At 53.6% G+C, this 14,652-nt stretch carries 7 protein-coding genes, 5 tRNA genes and 3 rRNA genes; all 15 read right to left on the reverse strand.

All coding sequences use genetic code 11. The features are described from left to right. Positions 1-3: 3 nt before the first annotated feature. The 15 genes from PSAB_RS18170 to ilvE all read right to left on the reverse strand — a co-directional run bounded on the left by PSAB_RS18170 (position 4) and on the right by ilvE (position 14,648). On the reverse strand, positions 4-2,091 hold the full coding sequence (locus tag PSAB_RS18170) for a SpoIID/LytB domain-containing protein (protein WP_025336015.1): 2,088 nt from the start codon (positions 2,089-2,091) through the stop codon (positions 4-6). Between the two features lie 37 nt (positions 2,092-2,128). Beyond that, positions 2,129-3,136: a Holliday junction branch migration DNA helicase RuvB gene (ruvB, locus tag PSAB_RS18175; protein ID WP_025336016.1), complete on the reverse strand. Its 1,008-nt coding sequence runs from the start codon at positions 3,134-3,136 to the stop codon at positions 2,129-2,131. A gap of 78 nt (positions 3,137-3,214) precedes the next feature. Continuing rightward, positions 3,215-3,835 (reverse strand): Holliday junction branch migration protein RuvA, encoded by a 621-nt coding sequence (ruvA, locus tag PSAB_RS18180; protein WP_025336017.1) that lies wholly within the window; start codon positions 3,833-3,835, stop codon positions 3,215-3,217. Continuing rightward, a complete protein-coding gene (ruvC, locus tag PSAB_RS18185; protein WP_025336018.1) occupies positions 3,832-4,335 on the reverse strand; it encodes a crossover junction endodeoxyribonuclease RuvC in 504 nt (167 codons plus the stop codon). Before ruvC ends, ruvA begins: the two co-directional genes overlap by 4 nt. A 232-nt stretch (positions 4,336-4,567) precedes the next feature. Next, entirely contained in the window at positions 4,568-5,320 is a 753-nt protein-coding gene (locus PSAB_RS18190; RefSeq protein WP_025336019.1) for a BofC C-terminal domain-containing protein, read from the reverse strand. Between the two features lie 295 nt (positions 5,321-5,615). Further along, positions 5,616-5,692: transfer RNA gene (locus PSAB_RS18195), tRNA-Arg, on the reverse strand. Between the two features lie 6 nt (positions 5,693-5,698). Further along, positions 5,699-5,773: transfer RNA gene (locus PSAB_RS18200), tRNA-Gly, on the reverse strand. A 140-nt stretch (positions 5,774-5,913) separates the two neighbouring features. Next, a tRNA-Asp gene (locus tag PSAB_RS18205) sits at positions 5,914-5,990 on the reverse strand. 26 nt (positions 5,991-6,016) lie between these two features. Beyond that, positions 6,017-6,093 (reverse strand) — tRNA-Met (locus PSAB_RS18210). 146 nt (positions 6,094-6,239) lie between these two features. Further along, positions 6,240-6,314: transfer RNA gene (locus PSAB_RS18215), tRNA-Glu, on the reverse strand. A 141-nt stretch (positions 6,315-6,455) separates the two neighbouring features. Beyond that, positions 6,456-6,572 (reverse strand): 5S ribosomal RNA (gene rrf / locus PSAB_RS18220). 126 nt (positions 6,573-6,698) lie between these two features. Then, positions 6,699-9,628, reverse strand: a 23S ribosomal RNA gene (locus PSAB_RS18225). Between the two features lie 220 nt (positions 9,629-9,848). After that, a 16S ribosomal RNA gene (locus PSAB_RS18230) occupies positions 9,849-11,403 on the reverse strand. The 16S, 23S and 5S rRNA genes sit together here with 5 tRNA genes alongside, the layout of an rRNA operon. Before the next feature lie 440 nt (positions 11,404-11,843). Next, positions 11,844-13,478, reverse strand: a complete 1,635-nt coding sequence (locus tag PSAB_RS18235; RefSeq protein ID WP_025336020.1) for a LysM peptidoglycan-binding domain-containing protein — start codon at positions 13,476-13,478, stop codon at positions 11,844-11,846. A gap of 285 nt (positions 13,479-13,763) precedes the next feature. Beyond that, positions 13,764-14,648 (reverse strand): branched-chain-amino-acid transaminase, encoded by an 885-nt coding sequence (gene ilvE, locus PSAB_RS18240; protein ID WP_025336021.1) that lies wholly within the window; start codon positions 14,646-14,648, stop codon positions 13,764-13,766. Positions 14,649-14,652 lie beyond the last annotated feature (4 nt).

Here is a 14,652-nt window from a genome sequence, read left to right on the forward strand (position 1 = left end):
CTGTCATTCCTTAACTATAGTGACATTTTGAAAATAGTGTTGCAAAATCGCCTTGTAATCATACCCCTGATCCGCCATTCCCTTCACACCCCATTGGGACATGCCCAGTCCATGGCCGTTCCCCCAGCCAATAAACAGGAAGCCGGGAGTGGCGTCAACAACCCGCGCCTTGGAGTCTCCGTCCATAACGACGGTTCCGCTGCCGCTCTTCGTTACCATACCCGATGCGGTCAGCACGCTTGTCTGCTGCGAACCGCTTACGCTTCCGGTTTTGCCGTCAGCGCCTAGTACAGTATAACTGCCCGAAGGCACAATATCAAACAAAGTGCTGGGCAGCCCGCCCAATGCGGAACGGTACAAGTCGGGATACTTTAGACTTAGGGAATTGCCGTTGGCTTTAACCAGAACGGCCCGGCCCGATGGACCGCGCTCCGTCACCTGGAGGGTCACGATAGTTGAAGGCAGCGTGGTGCTCGTCTTCCCTTGGAGACTTTTCAGCAGATCGGAAGATGTATAAGGCCCTTTAATCCAGCTGTAACTCCCCGACTCCGATACCTTGCTCAGAACAACCGCATTTTCTCCCGGATTCAGTTTTCCTACGGGACTTACGCTGTTGTCAATCACAGGCAGCGGCCGCACATTGACATCCTTGGTCGTCGCCGTTAGTATGTCCAGGCCGGCTGCGGTCTTATCGCCCGTAAGCTTCACATTGTCTTCCCGGACATAGCCGTCCAAGCCACCAGGCAGCTGCACGTAATACCATTTCTTCGCGGAAGCCGCCGCGGAACTGTCCTCCGAACTGTCCACACTGGCGAATACATTTCCGCCGCTGTTCCATACCTCGGAAGGATCGGCGGTCTTCCCGCCGCTGTTGGAAGAAAATACAGCTTCAACAAGACTTTCTCCGCTCTTCAGCACCTCGCCAGATGTGGCATCCACAGCTGACGTCACCGAAGGCGCTTCGGTTCCGATGCCGCTATAAACCTGGCTTAACGTAGTATCTACAACATTCGCAATATCGAATCTCAGCCCCTGCGCAAGCGCATAGCTGCGGGCCGCTACCGCTTGCGCCTTGAGCGCTTCGGCCGGCCAGCTGGCAGAGACCTCACCGCCGACAACCGAGTACAGATATTGTTCCAGCGGCAGTTCATTAATGACGGACAGCGATCCGTTCGATCCGCCGAGTTCCAGGCTTCCGCGATAACTCCGCTTGGACCGTTCGGCAAGCTGGATGCCTGTGCTGCTTCCGGCCGCTTTAAACTTCGCATCGCCGGATACCGCGTAGTGCATCGTCTGCGTCTCGCTGTTAAAGTCCAGACCTGCATCCGTGCGGATCATCAGGCCTTTCGGTGCGGTCGTTAAAGAAAGCTGCGGCATCACCTGGCCCAGCACAAGCCGCGCCGCGGCTAAGTCGCTGTCGTTCACCGCTTCGGCCACCCACACCTCATACCGCGAACCGCCGCCTTCGGAAGGCACCACGGCGGTCCAGGCATCCACGCCAGCTGCGGCTATGCTAGCCCTTGCGGTGTCGGCCTCCAGCTGTGTGGCATAGCTTCCCGCGGTCAAATGCTTGCCCCCCTTGACAACGGGGGACTGGTCAGCCGGTAGGTTCAATCCGGCTTTAGCCACTCGGTCAGCCGCATTCTTCGCAGCGCTTTCGCTGGCGTACGTTCCGGTGTAGAGCTGATATACATTGCCGCCGCCCTTGGAGTTCATAAACAGCAAAGGCTTGTCCGAAGTAGATTGGAGCTTCTTCGCTGCATCAGCCGCCGTCTGCCAGGAAGGCGTCTCCAGCACTTTTACCCGGTATCCGTCCAGGCTTGCCCGTACCTTCGTCCCCGAAGGGACCGTTACAAGGACAGTCCCGGCATCTTCTGCAGTCAGGCTCCAGGCCTGGCCCGAGGACAGCGTTACCGCCGGGACCGTCAATTTATATTTGCTACCAATATCGGCAAAAAGCGCGACCCTAATCGTCCGTACGGAGTCGGCGTAACCGGCCCCTGCGGGCAGCAGCAGACTTCCCGCTGCTAGTACGGCGGCCAGCAGGCTTTTTGCCAGCGCCGATTTCCCTTTCCTCCATGCATGAATCATTTTCGCTTTGTCCTCCAATCGCCTAAATCGGTAAAATTCAAGACTGCTCCGGAGGGAGCGGAAGTCCTAAATGCTGGTAAGCGGCCGGGGTAACCACTCTTCCCCGGGGTGTACGCTGCAGGAAGCCGATTTGCAGCAAGTACGGCTCATAGACATCCTCTATCGTCTGGCTCTCCTCGCCTATCGTCGCGGCAATCGTATCCAGCCCGACAGGCCCGCCGCGAAAGCCCGTGATCATGGAGTGCAGCATCTTATGATCGATATTATCAAGGCCTCGGGGATCGACCTGAAGCCTTTTCAGCGATTCTCCGGCGATGTCCGGTGTAATAATCCCGTCACCTTTGACCTGGGCAAAATCACGGACCCGCTTCAGCAGCCGGTTGGCGATCCGGGGAGTTCCCCGCGAGCGCAGCGCAATCTCCTCGGCAGCGTCGCCGAGGATTTCAATGCCGAGAATGTCGGCGCCCCGTGAGACAATATAGCTCAGCTCATCGACCGTGTAGAACTCCAGCCGGCTGACAACGCCGAAGCGGTCGCGCAGCGGTGCGGACAACAGGCCTGCTCGAGTGGTAGCCCCTATCAGAGTGAACGGCGGCAGATCCAGCCGGACCGAGCGAGCACTTGGCCCCTTGCCGATCATAATGTCGAGGGCAAAATCCTCCATCGCCGGATACAGCACTTCCTCCACCGTCCGATGCAGCCGGTGAATCTCGTCGATGAACAGCACATCGCCCTCCTGCAGATTGGTCAGCAGCGCCGCCAAATCCCCCGGACGCTCAATCGCGGGACCGGACGTCGTCCGGAGATTCACTCCCAGCTCGTTGGCGATAATGTTGGCGAGTGTCGTCTTTCCCAGCCCCGGGGGCCCGTACAGCAGCACATGATCCAGCGCCTCACTCCGCATTTTTGCCGCTTCGATATAAATCTTCAGGTTCTCCTTAACCTGGTTCTGTCCAATATATTCAGCCAAATAGCGGGGACGCAGACTGAGCTCCACCGCCTGGTCTTCCATCATTAAATTTGCGGATATGATCCGGTCCTCCATCTTTCCATCGCTCCACTTCATCATGTACTTAGCGGACCTTCGTTACCCAGGTTCCAATCCACTCTTGCTTAGCCGGGCCTATTTCGCCACATACAGCAGCTTGAGCGCCTTTTTCATCAGGACGTCGACCGATTCAGTCTCGGCTCCTTCTTTCTTCAGCGACAGCCAGACACGGTCCAGCTCACTCTCCGTATAGCCAAGCGCCTTAAGCCCGTCTCGGGCTTCCTGCCAGGAAGTCTCACCGCTCTCCGTATTCTGCTCCTCCACCGCGAACAATCCAGTTTGGAAACTGGCCGTCCCCAGTCCGTCCAGCTTGTCCTTGAGATCCAGAATCATCCGCTGCGCCGTCTTCTTCCCGATCCCCGGCAGCTTCGTCAAAAAGGTAATATTCTCCTGATAAATGGCCGAAATGACATGATCCGGCGTGCCTCCCGTCAAAATCCCGAGCGCCACACGTGGCCCGATGCCCGACACCTCGATCAGCTTTCGGAACAACTTCTGCTCCTCACGGGTGAGAAAACCGAACAAAAAAATTGCGTCCTCCCGCACATGATGATGAATATATACCGTCACCGGTCCTTCCTGTTTGGCAAAAGCATAAGGATTCGGGCAAAAAACCCGGTATCCGACGCCCTGTACCTCCAGCACCACGTATTCCTGTTCCAAATGGACAACCGGTCCCTTTAAAAAATCGATCATTTGCGCAATACCTCATTTATCTTTGAATTCAGCGTATACGAATGAGCATGACAGATTGCGACAGCCAGCGCGTCAGCAACATCATCGGGCTTCGGTACAGCGGACAGCTTGAGGTACATCCGCACCATCTCCTGCACTTGCTTCTTCTCCGCCTTGCCATAGCCGACAATCGCCTGCTTCACCTGCATCGGCGTGTACTCCGCCACCGGAAGCCCCCGCTGCACCGCTGCCAGCACCAGTACACCGCGTGCCTGTCCTACCGACATCGCCGTCGTTACATTGCGGTTGAAGAACAGCTTCTCCAGGGCCACGGCCTCCGGCTTGTACCGGTCGATCAGCTGCAGCATGCCCTCGTATACGTGAAGCAGCCGCTCCTCCTCCGGCGTGTGGGCTTCCGTCTGGATGCACCCGTATTGAACCGGTGTAAGCTTACTGCCATTTTTGTCAATGAAGCCGAAGCCGACAATCGCTATCCCCGGATCGATCCCCAGAATTCGCAAAACCATCTCTCCCCTATTTATCGGTAGCTTTCCCGCACAGGTTCATGCCTTGAAAGCGAACATATGTATTCCTTCTACCCATTATAGCAAAAATAGGCTGCCCGGGGAGCATAAAGTTTGCCCTACTCGATATCGTTGTAACAAGCCATCACTTCACGACAAAAAGACCGCCGGTTTTTCACCAACGGCCTCTTTCTCGATTTTGTTCAAGATTGCCTTCAAAAAATCAGCCCTACATCGCCTGCTCCGCATCGTCCCGCGCATAATCGCTAAAGGTGGAGAGTACGCTGTTGTACTCGTCAATATCCTGCACCCGGATTCCGCCTTGAAGCTGCTTCCACACTTTTTCCGGCAGCGAGGATTTCATCGTTCCAATATCGATTTGAAAAAAAGTCTTAAGCGCTTCCTCCCGTTTCGGAGGACCTTTGAACAGGGTGAGATTCCCTTCATGATCTATGCCGATGTACGCTTCCTTTTTGCAGGAAGGCGATAAATCATTCACATTCCGCTCCAACCAGACGTCTCCGTCGGACCCGATTCTCCCCTGCCAGTCTGGTTGTTCGGTTAGGAGAGCCTGCAGCTTCGAGGAATTCAGCGGCCCCAGGGTAGCCCGTACTTCATCCCCGCACACATAGGTGGTCTTGTAATGGACTTTTCGGCTGAGGCCGGTGTCCCCGATAATTCTGCTAAGTGACTTCGCATCGCCCAGTCCCAAAATCCCCTGCTCCGGTACTTCTTGTCCAAATACGGCGGAAGCTTGCTCACCCTGAATAGTATCATTGGAAGCGAAACGGCTGTTCAACTCGGCCAACTTCTCTTCCTCCACAGACATCGGAGCGGTCAGCAAATCCGACAAGCGATCCGACACCCTCAGACCCGACCAGGTGAATACCGTAAGGAACACGCAGGCTGACCCGACCCACAGCGCTTTTTTCCAGCGTCTCCACCGGCGCCACAGCTGCTTCTTCAATCGAAAAGCACTCATGTTAATCCCTTCATTCTGCTTTTTTCCCTAATTTGCCCGGGGACGACGGGATTTATGCAAGCTTCCGCTCTTTCGTTCACCGAGAAGCCCTAAGCTAGTAAGCAGCAAAAAAGGGTTGATTAAGCTGTTTGATCAGCTTAATCAACCCTTGTTATTGGATTATATTTAAATGGCGCGCCCTGAGAGATACGGTCACTTTCGTACCCGACTGCGATGTATTCCTATCGAAGCTTAAGCTCCGACGAACTCTTTCGTTCGAATCAGATGACGCTATGTAATAGCCATGAAGTAATAATGGCGCGCCCTGAGAGATTCGAACTCCCGACCTTTTGATTCGTAGTCAAACGCTCTATCCAGCTGAGCTAAGGGCGCAAAATATGGAGCGGACGACGGGAATCGAACCCGCGACCCTCGCCTTGGCAAGGCGATGCTCTACCGCTGAGCCACGTCCGCATCACAAGCTAAATTAAAAGTTAAATGGCGGAACCGACGGGATACTCTCCACTTCGTTCCGAGACTGCGAAGTGATACTAACGGAGTAGATGCTCCGGCGAACCCTTTTACGGATTCTCATCCCTTTGCAGGTAATTCAATGGCGGAACCGACGGGATTCGAACCCGCGATCTCCTGCGTGACAGGCAGGCATGTTAGGCCTCTACACCACGGTTCCACGAGGCACTTCTTATTAAGAAGATTTGGTTGCGGGGGCAGGATTTGAACCTGCGACCTTCGGGTTATGAGCCCGACGAGCTACCGAGCTGCTCCACCCCGCGTTAACGAACAAAAAGTCAATTCTTCTAATATTAATGGTGACCCGTAGGGGATACGCCTCGCAAGATAGTCGACTGCGAAGTATTCCTCACGATGCCGATGCTCCGACGAACCATTCGGGATTTCTCATCCCTATCAAAGAAGAATTTGGTGACCCGTAGGGGATTCGAACCCCTGTTACCTCCGTGAAAGGGAGGTGTCTTAACCCCTTGACCAACGGGCCTTATTAGCTATTTTCTATTCGTGACAACAAAAATTATTATATCAAAATCTCAAATATAAATCAATAGTGAAATATTGTTTTTCTTGTTTTAAGGCTAACGACAACAAAAAACCACTGCTGAGTTTCAGCAGTGGTTCATGTGCTTGGCGGCGTCCTACTCTCCCAGGACCCTTCGGTCCAAGTACCATCGGCGCTGGAGGGCTTAACGGTCGTGTTCGGGATGGGTACGCGTGGAACCCCTCCGCCATCGCCACCAAACGGCAGGCTTGATCGCCTGAAAACTGGATCGAAACGAAACATTGCGTCTTCCCCTTCTGGTTCCGGGGTCCCCGAAAAGTAATCGGATTACTCTTCGAAGCCTCTTCGTCACTTTTTGGGGTGAATTTGGATAAGCCCTCGACCGATTAGTATTGGTCAGCTCCACACGTTGCCGTGCTTCCACCTCCAACCTATCTACCTCGTCGTCTTCAAGGGGTCTTACTGACTTGGGAAATCTCATCTTGAGGGGGGCTTCACGCTTAGATGCTTTCAGCGCTTATCCCGTCCGTACGTAGCTACCCAGCCATGCTCCTGGCGGAACAACTGGTGCACCAGCGGTACGTCCATCCCGGTCCTCTCGTACTAAGGACAGCTCCTCTCAAATTTCCTACGCCCACGACAGATAGGGACCGAACTGTCTCACGACGTTCTGAACCCAGCTCGCGTACCGCTTTAATGGGCGAACAGCCCAACCCTTGGGACCTACTTCAGCCCCAGGATGCGATGAGCCGACATCGAGGTGCCAAACCTCCCCGTCGATGTGGACTCTTGGGGGAGATAAGCCTGTTATCCCCAGGGTAGCTTTTATCCGTTGAGCGATGGCCCTTCCATGCGGTACCACCGGATCACTAAGCCCGACTTTCGTCCCTGCTCGACTTGTAGGTCTCGCAGTCAAGCTCCCTTCTGCCTTTGCACTCTTCGAATGATTTCCAACCATTCTGAGGGAACCTTGGGACGCCTCCGTTACTCTTTAGGAGGCGACCGCCCCAGTCAAACTGCCCGCCTGACACGGTCCCCGTACCCGTTTAGGGTACCAGGTTAGAACCTAGATACGATCAGGGTGGTATCCCAACGTCGCCTCCACCGAAGCTGGCGCTCCGGCTTCCAAGGCTCCCACCTATCCTGTACAGATCGTACCCAAGTTCAATATCAAGCTGCAGTAAAGCTCCATGGGGTCTTTCCGTCTTGTCGCGGGTAACCTGCATCTTCACAGGTATTAAAATTTCACCGGATCTCTCGTTGAGACAGCGCCCAAGTCGTTACGCCATTCGTGCGGGTCAGAATTTACCTGACAAGGAATTTCGCTACCTTAGGACCGTTATAGTTACGGCCGCCGTTTACTGGGGCTTCGGTTCACAGCTTCGGATTGCTCCTAACCGCTCCCCTTAACCTTCCAGCACCGGGCAGGCGTCAGCCCGTATACTTCGCCTTGCGGCTTCGCACAGACCTGTGTTTTTGCTAAACAGTCGCTTGGGCCTTTTCACTGCGGCCCCCTCGGGCTATTCACCCTACCGAGGCACCCCTTCTCCCGAAGTTACGGGGTCATTTTGCCGAGTTCCTTAACGAGAGTTCTTCCGCGCGCCTTAGAATTCTCTTCTCGCCTACCTGTGTCGGTTTGCGGTACGGGCACCTTCTCCTGGCTAGAGGCTTTTCTTGGCAGTGTGAGATCATGACCTTCGCTACTACAATTTTCGCTCCCCATCACAGCCTGGCCTTAAAAGTGTGCGGATTTACCTACACACCAGCCTCACTGCTTGGACGGACATCCATCAGTCCGCGTCACTACCCTCCTGCGTCCCCCCATCGCTCATAACGGATTACGGTGGTACAGGAATATCAACCTGTTGTCCTTCGACTACGCCTGTCGGCCTCGCCTTAGGTCCCGACTTACCCTGAGCGGACGAGCCTTCCTCAGGAAACCTTGGGCTTTCGGCGGATCAGATTCTCACTGATCTTTTCGTTACTCATACCGGCATTCTCACTTGTATGCAGTCCAGCTGTCCTCACGATCAACCTTCAACCCGCATACAACGCTCCCCTACCCCTGATGCAAAGCATCAAGCCATAGCTTCGGTGGTGTGTTTAGCCCCGTTACATTTTCGGCGCAGAGTCACTCGACCAGTGAGCTATTACGCACTCTTTAAATGGTGGCTGCTTCTAAGCCAACATCCTGGTTGTCTGTGCAACTCCACATCCTTTCCCACTTAACACACACTTGGGGACCTTAGCTGATGGTCTGGGCTGTTTCCCTTTTGACAATGGATCTTAGCACTCACTGTCTGACTCCCGGACGATAAGTCGATGGCATTCGGAGTTTGACTGAGCTTGGTAACCCTTGCGGGCCCCGCACCCAATCAGTGCTCTACCTCCACGACTCCATATTCCGAGGCTAGCCCTAAAGCTATTTCGGGGAGAACCAGCTATCTCCGAGTTCGATTGGAATTTCTCCGCTACCCCCACCTCATCCCCGAACTTTTCAACGTTCGTGGGTTCGGGCCTCCAGTGCGTGTTACCGCACCTTCACCCTGGACAGGGGTAGATCACACGGTTTCGGGTCTACGTCCACGTACTTAGTCGCCCTATTCAGACTCGCTTTCGCTGCGGCTCCGGCTCCTCGCCTTAACCTTGCACGTTAAACGTAACTCGCCGGTTCATTCTACAAAAGGCACGCCATCACCCCTAAAATGGGCTCTGACTTCTTGTAAGCACACGGTTTCAGGTACTGTTTCACTCCCCTTCCGGGGTGCTTTTCACCTTTCCCTCACGGTACTGTTTCACTATCGGTCGCCAGGGAGTATTTAGCCTTGGCAGATGGTCCTGCCGGATTCATACGGGGTTTCACGTGCCCCGCACTACTCGGGATCCGTCTCGGAGGGAATAGAATTTCAAGTACAGGGCTTTTACCTTCTGTGGCGGGCCTTTCCAGACCTCTTCGTTTACTCGATTCCTTTGTAACTCCATGTGAGACGTCCCACAACCCCAGGGAGCAAGCTCCCTGGTTTAGGCTGTTCCGCGTTCGCTCGCCGCTACTGACGGAATCACTCTTGTTTTCTCTTCCTCAGGGTACTTAGATGTTTCAGTTCCCCTGGTCTGCCTCTACCCACCCTATGAATTCAGATGGAAGTGACTGTGCATTACCACAGCCGGGTTTCCCCATTCGGACACCCCCGGATCAAAGCTTGCTTACAGCTCCCCGAGGCCTTTTCGTTGTTCGCCACGTCCTTCGTCGGCTCCTGGCGCCTAGGCATCCTCCGTGTGCTCTTAATAGCTTAACCAATTAAGCACTTTATCTTCACTTGATCAATCACTTGACACAAGCTCAGCTAAAAGATGTTCTAAAACGCAATTTTCGTTTCGGTATCCAGTTTTCAAGGATCAAGTTGAGAGTTTGAGCTCTCAAAACTGAGCAACGAGTGAGCAACAGGCCTAAACCTGAGTTTTGGAAGCTTAGCTTCCGATTTGAATGTTTCCGCTGCGGGAAACGATTCTCCATAGAAAGGAGGTGATCCAGCCGCACCTTCCGATACGGCTACCTTGTTACGACTTCACCCCAATCATCTACCCCACCTTCGGCGGCTGGCTCCCTTGCGGGTTACCCCACCGACTTCGGGTGTTGTAAACTCTCGTGGTGTGACGGGCGGTGTGTACAAGACCCGGGAACGTATTCACCGCGGCATGCTGATCCGCGATTACTAGCAATTCCGACTTCATGCAGGCGAGTTGCAGCCTGCAATCCGAACTGAGACCGGCTTTATAAGATTGGCTCCACCTCGCGGTTTCGCTTCCCGTTGTACCGGCCATTGTAGTACGTGTGTAGCCCAGGTCATAAGGGGCATGATGATTTGACGTCATCCCCACCTTCCTCCGGTTTGTCACCGGCAGTCACTCTAGAGTGCCCAGCTTCACCTGCTGGCAACTAAAGTCAAGGGTTGCGCTCGTTGCGGGACTTAACCCAACATCTCACGACACGAGCTGACGACAACCATGCACCACCTGTCTCCTCTGTCCCGAAGGCCGCACCTATCTCTAGGTGATTCAGAGGGATGTCAAGACCTGGTAAGGTTCTTCGCGTTGCTTCGAATTAAACCACATACTCCACTGCTTGTGCGGGTCCCCGTCAATTCCTTTGAGTTTCAGTCTTGCGACCGTACTCCCCAGGCGGAGTGCTTACTGTGTTAACTTCGGCACCAAGGGTATCGAAACCCCTAACACCTAGCACTCATCGTTTACGGCGTGGACTACCAGGGTATCTAATCCTGTTTGCTCCCCACGCTTTCGCGCCTCAGCGTCAGTTACAGCCCAGAAAGTCGCCTTCGCCACTGGTGTTCCTCCACATCTCTACGCATTTCACCGCTACACGTGGAATTCCACTTTCCTCTTCTGCACTCAAGCTGCCCAGTTTCCAGTGCGACCACAGGTTGAGCCCATGGTTTAAACACCAGACTTAAACAGCCGCCTGCGCGCGCTTTACGCCCAATAATTCCGGACAACGCTTGCCCCCTACGTATTACCGCGGCTGCTGGCACGTAGTTAGCCGGGGCTTTCTTCTCAGGTACCGTCACTTCTCTAGCAGTTACTCTAGAGAACGTTCTTCCCTGGCAACAGAGCTTTACGATCCGAAAACCTTCATCACTCACGCGGCGTTGCTCCGTCAGGCTTTCGCCCATTGCGGAAGATTCCCTACTGCTGCCTCCCGTAGGAGTCTGGGCCGTGTCTCAGTCCCAGTGTGGCCGTTCACCCTCTCAGGTCGGCTACGCATCGTCGCCTTGGTGAGCCGTTACCCCACCAACTAGCTAATGCGCCGCAGGCCCATCCCCTGGTGACAGATTGCTCCGCCTTTCCGCCTTCCGGTATGCACCAGAAGGTCTTATCCGGTATTAGCTACCGTTTCCGGTAGTTATCCCAGTCCAAGGGGCAGGTTGCCTACGTGTTACTCACCCGTCCGCCGCTAAGTTAATCAGGAGCAAGCTCCATCATAACTCCGCTCGACTTGCATGTATTAGGCACGCCGCCAGCGTTCGTCCTGAGCCAGGATCAAACTCTCCAAAAAGGTAGAGCCGATAGCTCAATCAAACAAACTGACGAGAATTTCTTCTCATTTAATACTCACTCGTTGTTCAGTTTTCAAAGATCAAACTTCATTAGTTTTAAATCTTCAGTGCGGATGAGCAATTCTCAACCGGATCTTTATCATATCACTTTTTTCGACCGATTGCAACAAGTTTTTTAATAACTTCATTGTCTCTATTGAAGACTCTCATTCGCTATTAAAAATTTGTAGTTTAGCAGCTGCATCAGCGACTGGATTTATAATATAACATGTCACGGCATGCGTAACAACCCACAAAATCTACCATTTTAAAGTGATCCCATTTTCTTATCCCTCTTCTCCAAAAGTCCCATACGCTTAATGAAAACGGCGCATGAAAAGCGTGCAGACCGCATCCAAGGATACGAATCTGCACGCTAATATACTATGATACTGTCCCCTTAATCGGAAATCCAGGGATTCCGGCGTTTTTTCGTTGGTCCTCTGCTTTTGCTTGAATTCTGCTTCGTGGAAGCGCCCGGTTTGGTATCCTTGCCGCGACGGCTCGATGTTTTAACTTTGGCCGTTTGATTGGCGGAATCCGCTTTGGCCTCGATTTGAGCGGTATTCTGGACAGCCGCTATCACGTTAGCCGAAATGTGGGCTTCTTCCAACGGTATTTCTCCTGCTGAGGCATCCGTCTGCGCTCCTTCCGGGATTCGGCTCAAGTAGGGCCAGTCGTAGTCGTCCCTTCCCGGATATTCCGGAACTGGCGGAATGCCAGCCATAACAGGAGAGCTGTAAGCTACGGGCGGATAAGAAGGCGCCGAATAAGGTTGGGGAAGCCCCATTCCATATGGGTAGCCTTGGGCTTCGCTTGGATAAACCGGCATAGCGCCATACATCGGAGCCTCATAGCCGCCCATATATGGCTGCATTCCGGATGGACCTTCACAACCGCAGGAAGGCCAGGGGAGAGCAGCCGGCTGAACCCCGAACTGCGGAGAAATATTGGCCGGTTGTTCGGAATAAGGTTTGACACCGGCTTCGGGCATCTCTGCGGAGTACCCCGGCATAACTCCCGGATAGCATGGCGCCGCCACAGGGGCGACAGGATATACCGGGGCCGGATAGCAATAAGGAGCCTGCATTTCAGGCATATACGCCGTCGGCTGAACCTCGCTTGGTGCATAGTTCATCGGATGGACCGCCTCATACATCGGATTGGCCGCCCCATACATCGGATTGGCCGCCTCGTACATCGGATTGGCTGCCCCATACATCGGATTGGCTGCCTCGTACATCGGATTGGCTGCTCCATACATCGGATTGGCCGCCTCATACATCGGCTGCGCAGCCTCATACATTGGATATGCTGGCGGGCAGTCGTGATAGTATGGATTTTCCGTTATCCCCGGGTAACCATAAGATTTATCGCAGGGAGTAATTGGCTCGCAGGCGCAATATTCTTTGGGATGCTCGGGTATCGGCGGCATAGAGACGGCTTCTTTAGCAGGAACCGAAATTTGCACGAACAGGCTTTGCGATTCGGTCTTAATCGTCTCGTTTACCGGTGCCACAGGCGCCGGGGGCATCTCAATTGGTGCGGGAGGAACCGGAGCCGGAACAACAGGAGCGACCGGGGCCATGGGAGCTGTCTCCTTCTCTTTTTCAATAGGACCGGTATAGGCTTTTCCGCCGGGGGTGGTTTTGTCAGAAATGACCGTCGATTCATGCGATTGCTGATGTACCGCCGGAGCCGCCCCTTTTTTCGGAATGTTGACGATATCCCCTACTTTAAGCACATCGGGATTCTTGAGCTGGGGATTGGCCTGGATGATATCCTTGAGCTGGATACCCCAAGCCTTCGACAGTTTCCAGAGGGTGTCGCCCTGCATGACCTTATGCTTGTGGAACAGTTCGCCTCCGTCCGGCACGGGAACAGGAACCGAAGGGATTTTCACCTTGTCGCCGATAGCCAGAACATCGGGATTTGTGATTTGCGGATTGGCCTCAATGACTTTATCGAGCGGCACTCCATACTTTTTCGATAATTCATAGAGCGTATCGCCTTGCTTGACAATGTGTATTTTCACGCAAAAATAACCTCCTAACGTTTTGTGGAGCAATGCTTTTTAGAAATATAAGAATGCATAAGCTTCGCGCTTACCCAGGGTCTTATATTCCTCGAGAAACGATGCCGCCCTTAAGCGAACGAAAAAACGTTTCTGCTGGCGCAATGATTTTGCGGTAGAGCCGCCTCCTTCGTTACTACATCTTATGCAGCCCATGGGCGATTGACATCCCGGATGCAAAAAAAATCCTTTGACGCGGCATGGCTGCATGCGCATCAAAGGATTGGTCGTTGCTATTCAAAAAACTTAGGACTGCCACACCTTGTAGCCGTCTTTGTCCACAATGTTCCGGAACTCTTCCAGCAGCTTGAGTGTAATTGGGCCGGCATGGCCTTCGCCGATAATCCGTCCGTCGATTTCGCGGGCTGCAATAACCTCCGCCGCCGTACCGGTAAAGAATACCTCATCCGCAATATAAATATCGTGCATCGTAAAAGGCTGCTCCTTAAGCACGATGCCGAGCTTCTCGCATAGTTCAATAATGGCAAGACGCGTAATGCCTTCGAGCGCGCCGAGGTAGCAAGGCGGCGTGTAGACGACGCCATTTTTGATGATGAAAATATTGTCGCCGGACCCTTCAGTCACATATCCCTGGGCGTTCAGCATGATCGCTTCGTCGGCTTCCGCAAGGTTCGACTGAATTTTGACCAGAATGTTGTTCAGATAATTCAGCGATTTGATCTTCGGATTGAGCGCATCCGGAATATTGCGGCGCTGGGAAACGGAAACGGCGCGAAGACCGTTCAGATAAGCCTCTTCCGGGTAGATCGCGAGCTGCTCCACAATAATAATGACGCTGGCTTTGGGGCAGCGACGAGGATCCAGTCCGAGGTTACCCGCACCGCGGGAAACAATCAGACGAATGTAGCCGTTACGCATATCGTTGCGACGAATTGTCTCCGCCATCGCTTCGAGCATTTCATCATATGTCAGCGGAATGTCGAGCATGATGGATTTGGCCGAATCGTACAGCCTGTCCAGGTGTTCCTTGCATTTAAAAATATTGCCGTTATAGATACGAATGCCTTCAAAAATACCGTCTCCGTACAGAAAGCCGTGATCAAATACGGATACCAAGGCTTTATCCTTTGTTACATATTGTCCATCCAGATAAATCAACTGCTCAGACATGAAC

This window comes from Paenibacillus sabinae T27 (assembly GCF_000612505.1).
GTDB lineage: Bacteria > Bacillota > Bacilli > Paenibacillales > Paenibacillaceae > Paenibacillus_AQ > Paenibacillus_AQ sabinae.

What these genes read in the sequence shown, in the direction of transcription:
- PSAB_RS18190 (WP_025336019.1), bottom strand. Translation starts at nt 5,320, where the DNA reads ATGAGTGCTTTTCGATTGAAGAAGCAGCTGTGGCGCCGGTGGAGACGC.
- ilvE (WP_025336021.1), bottom strand. Translation starts at nt 14,648, where the DNA reads ATGTCTGAGCAGTTGATTTATCTGGATGGACAATATGTAACAAAGGAT.
- ruvA (WP_025336017.1), bottom strand. Translation starts at nt 3,835, where the DNA reads ATGATCGATTTTTTAAAGGGACCGGTTGTCCATTTGGAACAGGAATAC.
- ruvB (WP_025336016.1), bottom strand. Translation starts at nt 3,136, where the DNA reads ATGGAGGACCGGATCATATCCGCAAATTTAATGATGGAAGACCAGGCG.
- PSAB_RS18170 (WP_025336015.1), bottom strand. Translation starts at nt 2,091, where the DNA reads ATGATTCATGCATGGAGGAAAGGGAAATCGGCGCTGGCAAAAAGCCTG.